Origin of the sequence: Methylibium rhizosphaerae (assembly GCF_006386545.1) — a bacterium.
Classification (GTDB): Bacteria; Pseudomonadota; Gammaproteobacteria; order Burkholderiales; family Burkholderiaceae_C; genus Pseudorivibacter; species Pseudorivibacter rhizosphaerae.
The window spans coordinates 28,501-44,287 of record NZ_SWAR01000001.1 but is presented as its reverse complement, the minus strand read 5'-3'; the positions used below and the strand labels follow the sequence as shown (position 1 = coordinate 44,287).

The following is a 15,787-nucleotide window of genomic DNA, read 5'->3' as shown; positions in this document are numbered from 1 at the left end:
ATGTCGCGCCCCTGGGAACCGTTCGCCGAAGCCATCGTGCTGCCCGGGCTCGCGCTCGGGGGAGCGCTGCTGCTGTTCGGCGCCTTCGTCGCGCTGCATGGCGTGAGCCCCATCGAGACCTGGGTGCTGCTGTTCAGGGGCGGTTTCGGCGATGCGTTCTCCTGGCAGAACACGCTGCAGCGCGCGGCACCGCTGATGCTCACCGCGCTGGCCGTGGCGCTGCCGGCGAGGGCAGGGCTCATCGTGATCGGCGGCGAGGGCGCGCTGGTGCTGGGTGCCCTGGCAGCGGCGGCGTTGCCATATGCGCTGCCGCTGCCCGGCCATGCGGCGGGCAGCCTCATGGTGCTGGCAGCCGGTGCCCTGGCCGGGGCGGCCTGGGTCGCGCTGGCCGGCGTGCTCCGGCAGTGGCGCGGCGTCAACGAGACCATCTCGAGCCTGCTGCTCGGCTACCTCGCGATCTCGCTGTTCAAGCATGTCGTCGAAGGGCCGCTGCGCGACCCGGCGAGCCTGAACAAGCCGTCCACGCGGGCGCTCGAAGAAGTGCTGCGCATCGGCGGCATGTTCGGCACCGACGTGCACTGGGGCCTGGCATGGGGCCTGGCGCTGTGCTTGGCGGCGGGCGCCTGGCTGGCCTTCACCCGCTCCGGATTTGCCATCGCCGTGGTGGGTGGCAACGTGCGCGCCGCGCGGCTGGTCGGCCTGCCGTGCGACCGGCTCATTCTGCTGGCCTGCGCGGCGGGCGGTGCCTGTGCAGGCCTGGCCGGTGCGATCGAGGTGGCGGCGGTGCACACCGCCGCCAATGCATCGGTGATCGCCGGCCTCGGCTACACCGGCATCCTCGTGTCGTTCGTTGCGCGCCACAACCCCTGGGCGGTCCCGCCGGTCGCCTTGTTGTTCGGCGGCTTCGGCGCGGCTGGCAGCCTGCTGCAGCGCCGGCTGGAGCTGCCCGACGCCTCGGTCCTCGTGCTGCAGGGGTTTGCCTTCGTGCTCATCCTCGCGAGCGAAGCCCTGCGCGGGCGCCTGTTCTCGCTGCAGTTGCCGCGGCCCAGGCTGCGCCTGGTGGGTGCAAGGGAGGCGGCGTGATGGAACTGCTGCTGGCCATCCTGGGCGGCGCCATCCGGGTGGGCACGCCCTTCCTCTTCGTGAGCCTGGGCGAATGCCTCACCGAAAGGTCGGGGCGCATCAACCTCGGGCTCGAGGGCGTGCTGGTGTTCTCGGCCATGGCAGGCTTCGCGGCGGCCCATGCCAGCGGCTCCCCCTGGCTGGGCGTGCTGGCAGCCGGCGGCAGCGGCGCGCTGCTCGCCTTGCTGCATGGGCTGCTCTGCTCGCTGCCGCGGGTGTCCGACATCGCCACCGGCATTGCGCTCATGCTGCTGGGCACCGGGCTCGCCTTCCACCTGGGCAAGCCGCTGATCCAGCCGCAGGCTCCGCAGATTCCTTCGATCGAGATGGGCGCATGGAGCAGCTCGCCGCAGGTGCAGGCCGCTCTGTCGGTGAATGCCTTGTTCCCGCTGGGCGTGGCGCTCGCGCTGCTGATTGCGTGGGGGCTGGCCAACACCCGCTTCGGCCTCGTGCTGCGCATGGCCGGCGACTCCAGCGATGCGGCACGCGCGCTCGGCTACTCGGTCAAGCGCATCCGCGTCGCGGCGACCACCGCCGGCGGCTTCGTCGCCGGCCTGGGCGGAGCGTCGCTGTCGCTGTACTACCCCGGCAGCTGGAACGAGGGCCTGTCGAGCGGCCAGGGGCTCATTGCGGTGGCGCTGGTCATCTTCGCCCGCTGGGCGCCGATGCGCTGCCTGTGGGCCACCCTGCTGTTCGGCGGTGCGGGTGCCGTGGGCCCCGCGCTGCAGTCCGTGGGCATCAGCGCCGGCTATCACCTGTTCAATGCCATGCCCTATGCGCTGACGCTCGTCATCCTCGTCGTCACCTGTTCGCCCAGACGTGCGCTCAAGGGCGCGCCCATTGAACTCGGAGTCTCCAAGTGACCACCCTTGCCAGCTCACCTTATCCGTGGCCCTTCGACGGCGATCTCCGGCCCGCCAACACCGCGCTGGTCGTGATCGACATGCAGACCGACTTCTGCGGACCGGGCGGCTACGTCGACACCATGGGCTACGACCTGTCGCTCACCCGGGCACCCATAGAGCCTCTCAGGGCGCTGCTGGCCGTCATGCGCGCCAAGGGCTTCCACGTGATCCATACGCGCGAAGGCCACCGCAGCGACCTGTCCGACCTGCCGGCCAACAAGCGCTGGCGCTCCCGGCGCATAGGCGCCGGCATCGGCGACCCGGGACCATGCGGCCGCATCCTGGTGCGCGGCGAACCCGGCTGGGAAATCATTCCGGAGCTTGCACCGCTGCCCGGCGAGCCGGTCATCGACAAGCCGGGCAAGGGTTCGTTCTGTGCCACCGACCTGGAGCTGGTGCTGCACACCCGCGGCATCCGCAACCTGGTGCTCACCGGCATCACCACCGACGTGTGCGTGCACACGACGATGCGCGAGGCCAACGACCGCGGCTTCGAATGCCTGCTGCTCGAAGACTGCACAGGCGCTACCGACCTGCGCAACCACCAGGCCGCCTTGTCCATGGTGCAGATGCAAGGCGGCGTGTTCGGTGCCGTCTCCAGCTCGACGCAGCTCATCGAAGTGCTGCGCCAACTCTGAAGCAACCAGGAGCTTTCATGACCCTGAAGTCCAACTCCCGCCGCACCGCGCTGCGCGCCGGCACAGCCGCGTCGCTGGCCATGGCGGGTTTCGCACGGGCTGCTTCCAGCGAGCCGATCCGCATCGGTTTCTGGCCCATCGCCTCGGGGCTGCCACTGTACGCGGGGCTCGAGCGCGGCTTCTTCAAGGAAGCCGGGCTCAACGTGGAAGGCGCCAAGTTCGCGAGCGCCCAGCAGGTCGCCGAGGCCATGGTGGCCGGGCGCGTGCAGGGGTCGGCCAACGGCACCGCCTCAGCGGCGCTGGCGCTGGCCGAAATCACCTCGCCGGGGCTGTTCAAGATCATCTGCTCCAACCCCTCGAACCACAAGCTGGTGCTCGACCAGTTCGTGGTGCCGAAGGACTCGCCGGTGAAGTCGATCGCCGAGCTGGCGGGCAAGCGCATCGCCAGCGGCCCGGGCATCCAGAACGTGACGCTGGCCAAGGTGATCCTCGAGAAGAACGGCATCGCCGATCCGAAGGTGGTGGAGCTGCCCATCGGCCAGCACGTGCCCGCGCTGGCGGCCGGCCAGCTCGACGCGGTGTACACGCTCGAGCCCACCGGAACCGCAGGCCGGCTCAAGGGCCTCACGCGCGTGCTCGAGAACGGCGTGATCGCCAGGTACGTGCTCGGCAACCCGGACGCGCCCTGGTTCGGCGGATCGGCCAGCGTGACCACCGCCTTCCTGAAGGAAAGTCCCGAAGACGCGAAGAAGTACATCGCCGCCTACGCCAGGGCGGTCGACTTCGTGCGCAAGAACGCAACGGCCGTGCGTCAGCACATGGACGGCTTCACCTCGATCGACGCCTCGCTGGTGAACGAGGTGCCGCTGGCCGGTTTCACGCTCTACAACGAGTTCACCGCCAGCGACGTGGGCTACTTCCAGCAGTTCTTCGACCTTTTCACCGAACGCAAGATCTTCTCGCGCCGCGTGGAGGTCAGGCCCTTGCTCTACACCGCATGAACAAGCTGCTCGACCGTCTGTTCGACCGGCGGCTGCTGCCGCTGCTGGGGCCGCTGCTGCTGTTCGCGCTGTGGCAGCTCGTCATCTCGGCGCAGTGGGTGAAGCCGGTGCTGCTGCCGCCGCCGGGCGACACGCTGTTGCACCTGGCGAGCGCCTTCGCGAGCGGCTCGATCTACCCTGACCTGTGGGCCACCGTCTACCGCACGCTGTGCGCCTTCGGCATCGCGGTGGTGATCGGCGTGCCGCTGGGCGTCGCCCTGGGCAGCGCCGAGGCGGCGTATCGCAGCGTCGAGTTCGTGATCGACTTCTTCCGCTCGACCCCGTCGTCGGCGCTCATCCCGCTGTTCCTGCTGATCTTCGGCATCACCGACATCAACAAGGTCGCCATCGCGAGCTTCGGCGCGCTGCTCATCGTGCTGTTCAACAGCGCCTATGGCGTGATGCATGCGAAGAAGACCCGGGTGATGGCGGCGCAGATCATGGGGGTGAGCCGCTGGCATGTGTTCAAGGACGTGCTGCTGATGGAGAGCCTGGCGCAGACCTTCGTGGGCCTGCGCAGCGCGGTCTCGATGGCGCTGGTCATCGTCATCGTGGCCGAGATGTTCATCGGCTCGGAAACCGGGCTCGGCCACCGGATCATCGATGCGCAGCAGGTCTTCAACGTGAAGGAGATGTACACGTCCATCCTGGTGACGGGTGCGCTCGGCTATCTGCTCAACCTGCTCTTCCTGCTCATCGAGAAGCGCCTCATCCACTGGAGCGGCAAAGCATGACGGCCTCCTTGCCCGCAACCGTGCTGCCGCCGGCGGCGCCGCAGTCGCTGCTGACCCTGCCGGCCTTGCCCAGCACCCACGTCACCGTGCGCGGGCTTTCCAAGGCCTTTGCCGGCAAGCCGCTGTACACCGACTTCAACCTCGACCTGCCGCGCGGCCAGATCGTCTCGATCTTCGGCCCCAACGGCTGCGGCAAGTCCACGCTGATGAACATGATCGCCGGGCTGGTGAAGCCCGACGCCGGCGAGATCCTGTTCGACGGCAAGACGCTTCGCGACACCGGCATCGGCTACGTGTTCCAGAACTACCGGGACGCGCTGTTCCCCTGGATCAGCGCCTGGGACAACATCGCCTACCCGCTGCGCCGCAAGGGGCTGAAGGAGCCGGCGGTGAAGGCGCGGGTGGACGAGCTGGTGGCGCTGTTCGAGATCCGCTTCGACCTCGCGCGCTATCCGTACGAGCTGTCCGGAGGGCAGATGCAGACGGTGTGCATCATGCGCTCGCTCGCCACCCGGCCCGAGGTGCTGTTCCTCGACGAGCCGTTCTCCGCGCTCGACTTCGAGATGACGCTGTTCATCCGGGACAAGCTGCAGGAGGCGCACCTCGCCACCGGCGTGACCATGGTGATCGTCTCGCACGACCTGGAAGACGCAGTGTTCCTGGCCGACCAGGTGCTGCTGCTCACGCGCCGGCCCACGCGTATCGCCGAGATCGTGCCCTTCGGCCTGCCCCGTCCGCGCCGGGCCGAGGCCGTGGCCGATCCGGAGTTCGTGCGGGTGAAGGCGCACACGCTCGAAGTGTTCAGGCGGGAGGTGAACGCGTGAGCGCGCCCCATGGCCGAAGCGAAGGCGGGCTGGCGCTCGAAACCTGCCGGCTCACGAAACGCTTCGGCGCCTTCACCGCGCTCGACGGCGTGTCGCTCACCCTGCGGCCCGGCACGGTCCATGCGCTGCTGGGCGAAAACGGTGCGGGCAAGAGCACGCTGGTGAAGGCGGTGGTGGGTTACCACCGCGCTGACGACGGCGCGGTCCTGGTCGACGGTCGCGAAGTCGAGATCTCGTCGCCCACGGTGGCGCGGGAGCTCGGCATCGGCATGGTCTACCAGCACTTCACCGTGGTCCCCGGCATGACGGTGGCCGAGAACCTGCTGCTGGCACGCGGACGGCTGCCGGCCGTGATCCGGTGGAAGCACGCACGCGCCGAACTCGAGGACTTCATGGCCGGCGCACCGTTCGCACTGCCGCTGGATGCGACGCCGCAGTCGCTCGCGGCCGGCGAGAAGCAGAAGCTCGAGATCCTCAAGCAGCTCTTCCTGAAGCCGCGGCTGCTCATCCTCGACGAACCCACCTCGGTGCTCACGCCGCAGGAGGCAGACGAGGTGCTGGGCGCCTTGCGCGAGCGGGCGGGCCATTGCTCGGTCCTGCTCATCACCCACAAGTTCCGCGAAGTCGTGGCCTGTGCCGACGACGTGAGCGTCCTGCGGCGCGGCCGGCTGGTGACCAGCGGCCCGGTGGCCCAGACAACGCCGCAGCTGCTGGCGGCCGCCATGGTCGGTGAGGCGCGGCCGGCTGTCGCCGTGTCCCAGGAGCGCCCCGACGTATCGCCCGGCGAGGTGCGCCTGGGCATCGAGGCGCTGGAGGTGGAGGGCGACCGCGGCGAGATCGCAGTGCGCGGGTTGTCCCTTCAGGTGCGAGCCGGCGAGATCGTCGGTGTCGCAGGGGTATCCGGCAACGGGCAGCGGGAGCTGATGGAGTCGCTGGTGGGTCAGCGCCGGCGAATGGCCGGTGAGGTGCGGGTGGACGGCTCGCCGTATTCGGCCACGCGCCGCCAGAACCGCATCCTGGGTGTGCGGGCGCTGCCGGAAGAGCCGCTGGCCAGTGCCTGCGTGGCCGACATGAGCCTGGCGCGCAATCTGGCGCTGCGCTGCTTCGACGAGCAGGGGCTGTTCGTGCGCCGGCGCTCGCTGCGTGAGCGCGCGCGGGCGCTCATCGCCGAGTACCGCGTCAAGGCGCAGGGCGAGGGGGCCGCCATGAAGACCTTGTCGGGCGGCAACGTGCAGCGCGCGGTGCTGGCCCGGGAGCTGTCGGGTGAGCCTCGCCTTCTGCTGGTGTGCAACCCGGTGTTCGGTCTGGACTTCGCCGCAGTGGCCGAAATCCATGGCCGGCTGCTTGCCGCGCGCAATCGCGGCGCCGCGGTGCTGCTGGTGAGCGAGGACCTGGACGAGCTGCTCACGCTGGCCGATCGCATCGTGGTGATGAGCGGGGGGCGCATCGTGCATGAGGTGCCGGCAGCCGAGGCCGACCGCCAGACGCTGGGTGCCTTCATGGGCGGGCGTACGCACGACCCGGCACGGGAGGCCGCATGATCGAGATCGATGCCCGGCCGTTCGCCTTCGGCTTCGATGCCGAGCATGCCGCGCTGATGGTCATCGACATGCAGCGTGACTTCATCGAGCCGGGTGGTTTCGGCGCTTCGCTGGGCAACGACGTGACCCGGCTGCAGGCCGTCGTCCCGGCGGTGCGCCGCGTGCTGCTGGCCTGGCGCTTCGCGGGCGGGCTGGTGGTGCACACCCGCGAAGCCCATCGGCCGGACCTGGGTGACTGCCCGCCGGCCAAGCGTCTGCGCGGCGCGCCGGCCCTGCGCATCGGCGACCCGGGCCCGATGGGGCGGGTGCTGGTGGCCGGCGAGCCAGGCTGCGAAATCGTGCCGGCCCTGGCGCCGCGTGAAGGCGAGATCGTCATCGACAAGCCGGGCAAGGGCGCGTTCTACGCCACCGCGCTCGACGAGCTGCTGCGCGAGCGCGGCATCAGGCAGCTCGTGTTCACCGGCGTGACCACGGAGGTCTGCGTGCAGACCAGCATGCGTGAAGCCAACGACCGCGGCTACGAATGCCTGTTGCTCGAAGACGGCACCGAAAGCTATTTCCCGCAGTTCAAGCAGGCGGCCATCGACATGATGTGCGCCCAAGGCGCGATCGTGGGCTGGGCCACGCACAGCAACCGGCTGCTGCAGGCGATGGAGCACGGCACATGACGCCGCTCACCATTGCCGCCTGCCTGTCCGCCTTCCGCAGCGGCGCCCTCACGCCACGCGCGCTGGTGGCCCGCTTGCGGGCGCAGCACCGCGAGGGCGACCCGGCCTGGATCCTGCGCTGCGACGACGCCTTCGTCGATGCGCAGCTGGCCCGCCTCGAGGCCATGGACCCCGCCACCACGCCGCTATGGGGCGTGCCCTTCGCGGTGAAGGACAACATCGACGTGGCCGGCCTGCCCACGACCGCAGCCTGTCCGGCGTTCGCCTACACGCCGCAGCGCCATGCCAGCTGCGTGCAGCGCCTGCTCGATGCCGGCGCGGTGCTGATGGGCAAGACCAACCTGGACCAGTTCGCGACCGGGCTGGTGGGCACGCGCTCTCCCTACGGGGAAGTGCCCAACGCCTTCGACGACACCTACGTCAGCGGCGGTTCCAGCTCCGGGTCGGCCTCGGTGGTGGCGCGCGGTCTGGTGCCGTTTGCACTGGGCACCGACACGGCAGGGTCCGGGCGGGTGCCCGCGGGATTCAACAACGTCGTCGGACTCAAGCCGACGCCGGGCCTCGTGGGCATGCAGGGTGTGCTGCCGGCCTGCCGCACGCTGGACGTGGTGTCGGTGTTCGCCCTCAGTGCCAGCGACGCCGCTCGCGTGCTGGCCGTCATCGAAGGCCCGGACGACGGCCCGTCGTTCCATCAGCCCGCCCTGCGACCCGCCTGGTTCGGCAACCCGTTGCGCGTGGGAGTACCCGCGCAGCCCGGGTGTGACGCCGCGCTCGGCTACGACGCCGCATTCGAGGCGGCCGTCGCCCAGGCCGAGTCGCTGGGGGCAAAGGTCTCGCCCATCGACATGGCGCCGCTGTTCGAGGTGGCACGGCTGCTCTACGACGGGCCGTGGGTGGCCGAACGGCATCTGGTGGCGCGGGCGCTGGTCGGCGGACCACCCGGCTCGATGGATCCGGTCGTGCGCCAGGTCATCTCGGCGGCTGCCGGCTACAGCGCCGCCGAAGCCTTCGAGGGCCAGTACCGGCTGCGCGAGATCGCGCATGCGGTGGAACCGATGTGGCGCGACTTCGACGTGCTGCTGGTGCCCACCGCGCCGACCCTGCCCACGCGTGCCGCGGTGGCCGCCGAGCCGCTGGCGCGCAACAGCGAGCTGGGCCGCTACACCAACTTCGTCAACCTGCTGGGGCTTGCCGCCCTCGCATTGCCTGCCGGTTTCACGCAGGCCGGGTTGCCATTCGGCGTGACCTTCATTGCACCCGGCGGCAGCGATGCCGCGCTCACCCGGCTGGGCGCGCTCTGGCAGTCGGCGCTGCAGCTGCCGGTGGGTGCTCGCCTGGGTGTGCCGCGTCCCGTCGATCTGGCCATCGCCGCCGAAAGCCGCAGCGCCGCCGCGCTGAAGCTGGCGGTCGTCGGTGCCCACCTGCAGGGCATGCCGCTGCATGGACAGCTGGCCGAGCGCGGCTGCCGGCTGCTGGCGCGCACGCGCACCTCGCCGCACTACCGCCTCTACGCATTGAGCGGCACGGTGCCGCCCAAGCCCGGGCTCGCTCGAGTGGCCGAGGGCGGCCGTGCCATCGAACTCGAGGTGTACGAGATGCCGCAGTCGCAAGTGGGCTCCTTCCTCGAGCTCATACCGCCCCCGCTCGGACTCGGATCGGTCGAGCTGGAGGACGGCCGCTGGGTGAAGGGTTTCATCTGCGAGCCGTCGGCGCTGGCCGGGGCGCAGGACATCAGCGGCTTCGGCGGGTGGCGGGCCTACCGCGGGGCGCAGGCTGCCGGGGTGTCGTGATGGTGGTGAACGACCCCGAAGTGCTGCGCGAGGTGCGCGCCCGGTTCGAAGCCTACGAGCGCGCCTTCATGGCGCACGATGTGCAGGCCCTCAACGGCTTCTTCTGGAACGACCCGGCGGTCACCCGCTACGGCATCGCCGACCGGCAGCTCGGCCACGATGCCCTGGCCGAGTTCCGTGCCAGGAGTGCCCGGCCAGATTTCACCCGCCGGCTCGAGCAGACCCGCATCACCACCTTCGGCCGCGACCATGCGGTGGCGCTGACCGAGTTCGTCCGCAGCGACACCACCAGGCGGGGCTTTCAGAGCCAGACCTGGGTGCGCCTGCCCGAAGGCTGGAGAATCGTGGCCGCTCATGTGAGCATGATTGATTTCTGATGGGTGCCATCGACCTCAAACCCGTTGCACCGGCCACGCTGGCCGAGCAAGCCTACGAGCACATCAAGCAGCTCATCTTCGACTTCGCCCTCATGCCCGGCGACCGCTTCAGCGAGACCGAGCTCAGCCAGCGTGTGCAGGTGAGCCGCACGCCGCTTCGGCAGGCGCTGCAGCGCCTGGAGCGCGAGGGTTTCCTGCTCGTGTTTCCGAAGCTCGGCTGGCAGGTCGCGCCGCTGGACTTCGACCAGTTCGACGAGATCTACGACCTGCGGGTGCTCATCGAGTGCCACGCCGCCCAGCGCCTGTGCGAGAGCGAGCCTCGCGAGGCGTTGCGCGCGCTGGCCGCCGTCTGGATGGTGCCCGAGGCCGAGCGCAGCGCCGATGCCGACGCGGTGCGCGAGCTCGACGAGCGCTTCCACCACGAGCTCGTGCGCGCGGCAGGCAATCGCGAGATGGCCCGGGTGCACCGCGAGATCACCGACCGCATACGCATCGTGCGGCGGCTGGACTTCACCAAGCAGGCCCGTATCGCGGCCACCTACGACGAGCATGCCCGCATCCTGCGGGCCATCACCCGCCGGCGCGCCGACGAGGCGCAGCGGCTGCTGCGCGCCCATATCGAGCAGAGCAAGCTCGAGGTGCGGCACATCACGCTGGACATGCTGTACCGGGCCCGGCGCGAGGCCTAGCCGGGGATGGTCGGCTCCACCAGCTGCGCCAGCAGCGTGAGCGATTCCTGCCAGCCGAGGTAGCAGGCCTCCACCGGGATCACCTCCGGAATGCCTTCGTGCAGGATGCTCAGCTCGGTGCCGCAGAACACCGCCTTGAGCGAGATCGTCTTGGTCATCTCGCCGGGGAGGTTGGGGTCGTCGAAGACGTCGACCTGGCGGATCAGCTCGTTCGGCCTGAGCTCGAGGTAGCGCCCGCCGAACGAGTGGCTCGTGCCGCTGGAGAAGTTGGTGAACGACATCTTGTAGCCGCCGCCCACCTTCGCATCCATTTCATGCACCTGGCCGGTAAAGCCGTGCGGCGGCAGCCATTTGGCCAGGGCCTTCGCATCGAGGAAGGCGCGGTACACCCGCTCGGGCGGGCAGCGAAGAACGCGATGCAGCTGGACAGTCCCCATGAGTAGCTCCGTGGTCGATCGGTTGGTGGTCTGAGGATGGCCCTCGGAAGCCACGACGGGCGAGGCGGGCCGGAATCGACAGCTTACCGGCCGAGCGGCGGGCGGGACGAGTGTTCGGCCCGGCCTCTTGCCTCGTTGAGCAGCAGGTCCAGCGTGTCGAGGGCCATCGGCTTGGTGACGAAGCAGTCGAATCCGGCTTCGATGCAGCGCACTTCGTCCTCCAGGCCGCCACGCCCAGTGAGGCACACGGTGTAGACCTCGGCACCGCCCAGCCTGGCCCGTACGGCAGCCACCACCGCGCAGCCGTCGTCGGGGCCCAGTTCGAGGTCCACGATCATCAGGTTCGGAACGAAGGCGCTGGCCACCTGGAGCGCGTCGGTCGCGCGGAAGGCGATCGCACTGCGGCAGCCGAGCAACTGCATCAGGTAACCGAGAGTGGTGGCTTGTTCGATGTTGTCGTCCACCACCAGCGCACGCAGCTCCGTTTGACTCGAAGGGGTCTCCATCGGGTTTGTCTCCGGTGTTTTCAGCACGCCACCGCAAGGCCCGTACCAAGGAGCTTGCCCGAGGGGCGCAATGGCGCCGGCGCTGGCCGGGGAGGGGCTGCGGCGTGTCTTTCGTGCAACCCGGGTTTTTCACATTGGCAAAACTGACACAAAAAATGGGATGATTGCCCACCTTTTGACGGGTGCACCGTGTTCAGCTTCTGTATTCCCAACCTCCGCGTCCTGGTCGTGGCGTCCTGCCCCCGCAAGGTCGAGCAGCTGCTGCTCCTGTTGCGCTCGGCCGGCTGCGATGCGCGGGCGGCGCTCGAGACGCGCCATTGGGCGACCTTCAGGCCGCAGCTGACCCTGGTCGATGGCGACATGCCGGGCGGCACGGCCGAAACGCTGGCACGCGCCATCCGCCCGCTCTTGAGCGCCTCCCAGCGGCTCGTCTGCCTGAGCGCACAACCTGCGTGGCCCGGCCGGGCCGACTCCGGCGTCTTTGATGCGGTGCTGCCGCATCCGCTCGAACTGGGGGCTGTGGCCGCCTTGTTCGGGTTGCCCCAGGGCGCAGGCGGCCGCGCCAGGCGTGCGGCCCGTGCCGCGGCTGTCCAGCCGGCTGCCGTCGTTCACTGATCCGCCGCCTGTCGGCGCTGTACGGACGTACAGTAAACTGCCGGCCGCAGTCGGGTCTGCAGGGGGCGGCACAGCCATGGTGACGGTCAACGTGGAGGTATTGCCGGCACCGGCTGCCTACACCATCGCCGTGCGCGAGCTGTGCGCCTTCACCGCCAAGGCCGGCGACCTCGACCATCGGTTCACGCCTTCACCTTCTGCCGACGACGGCATCGCCGGGCACAAGATGGTCGCCTCGCGGCGCGGCCCGGGCTGGCGGCCCGAGGTGAGGGTCGAGGGCCGCTACGAGTCGCTGGTCGTGCGCGGCCGGGCCGACGGCTTCGACCGCGACCAGCAGGTGGTCGAGGAGGTGAAGACCCATCGCGGCGACCTGGCGGCCCAGCCCGCCAACCAGCGGGCCCTGCACTGGGCGCAGGCCAAGGTGTATGCCGCACTGATCTGCGCCGAGCATGGGCTGCCCGGCGTCACCGTGCGCCTGGTCTACTACGACGTCGACACCGGTCAGGAGACGCCGCTCGACGAAGCCTGCAGCGCCGCCGAGCTGGCGGAATTCTTCGCCGGCCAGTGCCGGCGGTTCCTCGACTGGGCCCGCCGCGAGGTGTCGCATCGTGCCGCCCGCGACAGCGCGCTGCGCCAGCTGCAGTTCGTGTACCCCGAGTTCCGTGCGGGGCAGCGGCAGCTCGCGCACCAATGTTTCCTGGCCGCCCGCCACGGCAGGGCGCTGCTGGCCCAGGCAGGCACCGGCATCGGCAAGACGCTGGCCACGCTGTATGCGACCTTGAAGGCGCTGCCCGACCAGCAGCTCGACAAGGTGTTGTTCCTCACCGCCAAGAGCAGCGGCCATGGGCCGCCGCTGGAGGCACTCGACCGGCTGGCCGGCAGCGGCCGGGCCGTGCCGCTGCGGGTGCTGCAGCTCACCGCCCGCAGCAAGGCCTGTGTGCACCCGGACAAGGCCTGCCACGGCGACTCGTGCCCGCTGGCGCGGGGCTTCTACGACCGCCTGCCGATGGCCCGCAAGGCCGCGGTGGAAGCCGGTGGCTCGCTCGATGCAGCCGCCTTGCGAGAGCTCGCGAGCGAGCACGAAGTCTGCCCGTATTACCTGGCCCAGGAGCTGGCGCGCTGGGCCGACGTGGTGGTGGCCGACTACAACTACCTGTTCGACGTGACGGCGCTGCTGCACGGTCTCGCGCTGGCCAACGGCTGGCGTGTCAGCCTGCTGGTGGACGAGGCGCACAACCTGATCGACCGGGCGCGGGCGATGTACACCGCCACGCTCTCGCGCGACCTGCTGCGGGCGGCCAGCGGCGGGGCGCCGGCCGGCGTGGCCAAGCCCTTGCGGCGCCTGTCGCGCGCGTGGACGTCGCTCGCGTCGCAGCAGACCGAGGCCTATGCGGCCCACGACGAGCTGCCCGCCGCGCTGCTCAAGGCCGCGGGCGCCGTGTGCGACGCGGTCGGCGATGCGTTGGTGGCACAGCCCGCGGTCGTGGCACCGCCCTTGACGGACCTGTACTTCGAGCTGCTGCACCTGCGGCGCCTGGCCGAATCCTTCGGCCCGCACTCCGTGTTCGACGTCACCCGGCTGCCCGGGCGAGCCCGCACCGAACTGTGCATCCGCAACGTCGTGCCGGCGGGCTTCCTGAAGCCGCGCTTCGCGGCCATGACGTCGGCGGTGCTGTTTTCGGCCACGCTGCAGCCGCATCACTTCTATGCCGACATGCTCGGCCTGCCTCAGGACACCGCCTGGCTGGACGTGGGCGCGCCGTTCGACGCGTCGCAGCTCGACGTGCACATCGTCAGCCACATCCCGACGCGGTTCGCGCAGCGCAGCGGCTCGGCGCAGCCGATCGCCGAGCTGATCGCCGCGCAGTTCCTTCGGCAGCCCGGCAACTACCTCGCCTTCTTCAGCAGTTTCGACTACCTCGAGATGGTGGCGCAGCGGCTGGCCGCGCACTGCCCCGACCTGCCGGTCTGGCGCCAGCAGCGATCGATGACCGATGCCGACCGCGAGGCCTTTCTCGCCCGCTTCGAGCCGGGCTCCGCGGGAGTGGCGCTGGCGGTGCTGGGCGGTTCGTTCGCCGAGGGCATCGACCTGCCTGGCCGGCGGCTCATCGGCGCCTTCGTGGCGACGCTGGGCCTGCCGCAGCTGAATGCGGTCAACGAGCGCTTGCGGCAGGTGCTCGACCGTGAGCGGGGCGCCGGCTTCGAATACACCTACCTCTACCCCGGGCTGCGCAAGGTGGTGCAGGCGGCCGGCCGGGTGATCCGCACCACCTCCGACCAGGGCACGCTGTACCTCATCGACGAGCGCTTCGAGCGAGCCGCCGTGCGCGAGCTGCTGCCGGCCTGGTGGTCGCCGCGCCGTTGGCAAGCCCCGCCTTCGCCGAGGTGAATGGCAGCGCCGGGGCGCGGCGCGGGGCAGGGGTGCGCAAGAATCGGCCCGGCGCGCCGCGCCCCCCGACACGAGCGCGCCCACCTCCACAGGAACCGCAATCATGAGCAGCAAGGCGACGCAGGACTTCATGGCACGGCTGGGCTTGTCCGTGCCTCTCATCCAGGCGCCGATGGCCGGCGTGCAGGCGAGCCCGCTCGCCATCGCTGCGGGCGATGCCGGGGCGCTGGGTTCGCTGCCGGGCGCGTCGCTCGCGCCGCAGGTGCTGCACCAAGAGGTGAGGGCGATGCGTACGCGCGGTGCGCGTGCGGTCAACGTCAACTTCTTCTGCCATGTGCCGCCCGAGCCCGACGCCGCGCGCGAACAGGCCTGGCGCGCGGCGCTGCGTCCCTACTACGACGAACTGGGCCTCGATCCGGCCGGCATTTCCAACGGACCCGGGCGCCTGCCGTTCGGTGAGGAGGCGCTGGCGTTCGTCGAAGCCGTACGCCCGGAGGTTGTGAGCTTTCATTTCGGCCTGCCGTCTGACGCACTCCTCGACAGAGTGCGCCGCACCGGTGCGCAGGTGTGGTCGTCCGCCACCACCGTCGACGAAGCGCTGTGGCTCGAGGCGCACGGTGTCGATGCGGTCATCGCGCAAGGCCTGGAGGCCGGCGGTCACCGCGGCATGTTCCTGACCGACGACGTCACCACGCAGATCGGCACGATGGCCCTGCTGCCGCAGATCGTGGCGGCGGTGCGCAAGCCGGTCATCGCCGCCGGCGGCATCGCCGACGCGCAGGGTGTGTCGGCGGCGTTGCATCTGGGCGCCGCGGCAGTGCAGGCGGGCACCGTGTTCCTGCTGTGCCCCGAGGCCACCACCAGCAAGCCGCACCGCGAGGCGCTCGCGTCGGAGGCGGCGCGGCACACCGCGCTCACCAACCTGTTCACCGGGCGGCCGGCGCGCGGCATCGTCAACCGGCTGATGCGCGAGTTCGGGCCTTTGAGCGGCCTGCCGCCGGCATTTCCCACGGCGGTGAATGCACTCGCACCGCTGCGGGCCGAGGCCGAGAAACGCGGCAGCGGCGACTTCTCGCCGCTGTGGTCGGGCCAGTACGCCCAGGGCTGCAAGCCCGTGCCGGCGGCCGAGATCGTGCAGGCGCTGGCCGCTGGCGCCTGATTCCCAGGGCGATGGAGGTTTGCAACGCCGCGTAAGGAGCGTTCGACAGGCGTGCGTTCCGTGTTCAGCCGGCACGTGATTCGACTTCCCTCGTGACGCCAGGGCGCCCATGCCAGGCGCTTGCATTCCTCGCTTGCACACGCGGTAACAAACGCGTCGCGTCGAGGCGACGTCCATCATGAGTCCGTCATGAGTTGCCGGCCGCACCCCCCTACATTCGCCGCCATCGCTGCTTGCATCGGCGACGGATGACGGCAAAAGCCGCTTCCAGAAAAAAACCACACGTCAAAACCTGGAGGTCCCCATGAGCATCGTTCGGCACAGCCCATAGCGGCACAGCCCGGCTCGCGCTT

At 70.0% G+C, this 15,787-nt stretch carries 16 protein-coding genes; 14 read left to right on the top strand and 2 right to left on the bottom strand.

Annotation, left to right across the window (positions count from 1 at the left end; all coding sequences use genetic code 11):
* Genes E8D38_RS00190 through E8D38_RS00140 form a run of 11 tightly spaced genes read left to right on the top strand, consistent with a single transcriptional unit; the run spans position 1 to position 10,328 of the window.
* The gene (locus E8D38_RS00190) at positions 1-1,083 is read left to right on the top strand and encodes an ABC transporter permease (RefSeq protein ID WP_140625704.1); all 1,083 of its coding nucleotides are present in this window, start codon (positions 1-3) and stop codon (positions 1,081-1,083) included.
* Positions 1,083-1,985 carry an ABC transporter permease gene (locus E8D38_RS00185; RefSeq protein ID WP_140625703.1) on the top strand — a complete coding sequence of 301 codons (903 nt, stop codon included), beginning with the start codon at positions 1,083-1,085 and terminating at the stop codon, positions 1,983-1,985. Before E8D38_RS00190 ends, E8D38_RS00185 begins: the two co-directional genes overlap by 1 nt.
* Positions 1,982-2,665 carry a biuret amidohydrolase gene (biuH, locus tag E8D38_RS00180; RefSeq protein ID WP_140625702.1) on the top strand — a complete coding sequence of 228 codons (684 nt, stop codon included), beginning with the start codon at positions 1,982-1,984 and terminating at the stop codon, positions 2,663-2,665. Before E8D38_RS00185 ends, biuH begins: the two co-directional genes overlap by 4 nt.
* A gap of 17 nt (positions 2,666-2,682) precedes the next feature.
* Entirely contained in the window at positions 2,683-3,666 is a 984-nt protein-coding gene (locus tag E8D38_RS00175) for an ABC transporter substrate-binding protein (protein ID WP_140625701.1), read from the top strand.
* Positions 3,663-4,439, top strand: coding sequence for an ABC transporter permease (locus E8D38_RS00170; protein ID WP_140625700.1), 777 nt, complete (start codon positions 3,663-3,665; stop codon positions 4,437-4,439). Before E8D38_RS00175 ends, E8D38_RS00170 begins: the two co-directional genes overlap by 4 nt.
* Positions 4,436-5,263 carry an ABC transporter ATP-binding protein gene (locus tag E8D38_RS00165; RefSeq protein WP_140625699.1) on the top strand — a complete coding sequence of 276 codons (828 nt, stop codon included), beginning with the start codon at positions 4,436-4,438 and terminating at the stop codon, positions 5,261-5,263. The genes E8D38_RS00170 and E8D38_RS00165 overlap by 4 nt, the downstream gene beginning before the upstream one ends.
* Entirely contained in the window at positions 5,260-6,804 is a 1,545-nt protein-coding gene (locus E8D38_RS00160) for an ABC transporter ATP-binding protein (RefSeq protein ID WP_140625698.1), read from the top strand. The genes E8D38_RS00165 and E8D38_RS00160 overlap by 4 nt, the downstream gene beginning before the upstream one ends.
* Positions 6,801-7,472, top strand: coding sequence for a cysteine hydrolase family protein (locus E8D38_RS00155; protein ID WP_140625697.1), 672 nt, complete (start codon positions 6,801-6,803; stop codon positions 7,470-7,472). Before E8D38_RS00160 ends, E8D38_RS00155 begins: the two co-directional genes overlap by 4 nt.
* Positions 7,469-9,262, top strand: coding sequence for an allophanate hydrolase (atzF, locus tag E8D38_RS00150; RefSeq protein ID WP_140625696.1), 1,794 nt, complete (start codon positions 7,469-7,471; stop codon positions 9,260-9,262). Before E8D38_RS00155 ends, atzF begins: the two co-directional genes overlap by 4 nt.
* The gene (hpxZ, locus tag E8D38_RS00145; protein WP_140625695.1) at positions 9,262-9,639 is read left to right on the top strand and encodes an oxalurate catabolism protein HpxZ; all 378 of its coding nucleotides are present in this window, start codon (positions 9,262-9,264) and stop codon (positions 9,637-9,639) included. Before atzF ends, hpxZ begins: the two co-directional genes overlap by 1 nt.
* Entirely contained in the window at positions 9,639-10,328 is a 690-nt protein-coding gene (locus E8D38_RS00140; protein ID WP_140625694.1) for a GntR family transcriptional regulator, read from the top strand. The genes hpxZ and E8D38_RS00140 overlap by 1 nt, the downstream gene beginning before the upstream one ends.
* Here the strand turns inward: E8D38_RS00140 and E8D38_RS00135 are convergent.
* Positions 10,325-10,765, bottom strand: coding sequence for an SRPBCC family protein (locus tag E8D38_RS00135; protein ID WP_140625693.1), 441 nt, complete (start codon positions 10,763-10,765; stop codon positions 10,325-10,327). The two genes, E8D38_RS00140 and E8D38_RS00135, sit on opposite strands and share 4 nt — an antisense overlap.
* Before the next feature lie 83 nt (positions 10,766-10,848).
* Complete coding sequence (locus tag E8D38_RS00130) at positions 10,849-11,271, bottom strand: response regulator (RefSeq protein ID WP_140625692.1); 423 nt, start codon at positions 11,269-11,271, stop codon at positions 10,849-10,851.
* Between the two features lie 228 nt (positions 11,272-11,499).
* Here E8D38_RS00130 and E8D38_RS00125 point away from each other — a divergent pair, with 228 nt between their 5' ends.
* From E8D38_RS00125 to E8D38_RS00115, 3 genes are all read left to right on the top strand, one after another.
* Entirely contained in the window at positions 11,500-11,886 is a 387-nt protein-coding gene (locus tag E8D38_RS00125; protein WP_140625691.1) for a hypothetical protein, read from the top strand.
* A 76-nt stretch (positions 11,887-11,962) separates the two neighbouring features.
* Positions 11,963-14,275, top strand: coding sequence for an ATP-dependent DNA helicase (locus E8D38_RS00120; RefSeq protein WP_140625690.1), 2,313 nt, complete (start codon positions 11,963-11,965; stop codon positions 14,273-14,275).
* Between the two features lie 103 nt (positions 14,276-14,378).
* Positions 14,379-15,434: an NAD(P)H-dependent flavin oxidoreductase gene (locus tag E8D38_RS00115; protein WP_140625689.1), complete on the top strand. Its 1,056-nt coding sequence runs from the start codon at positions 14,379-14,381 to the stop codon at positions 15,432-15,434.
* Positions 15,435-15,787: the final 353 nt, after the last annotated feature.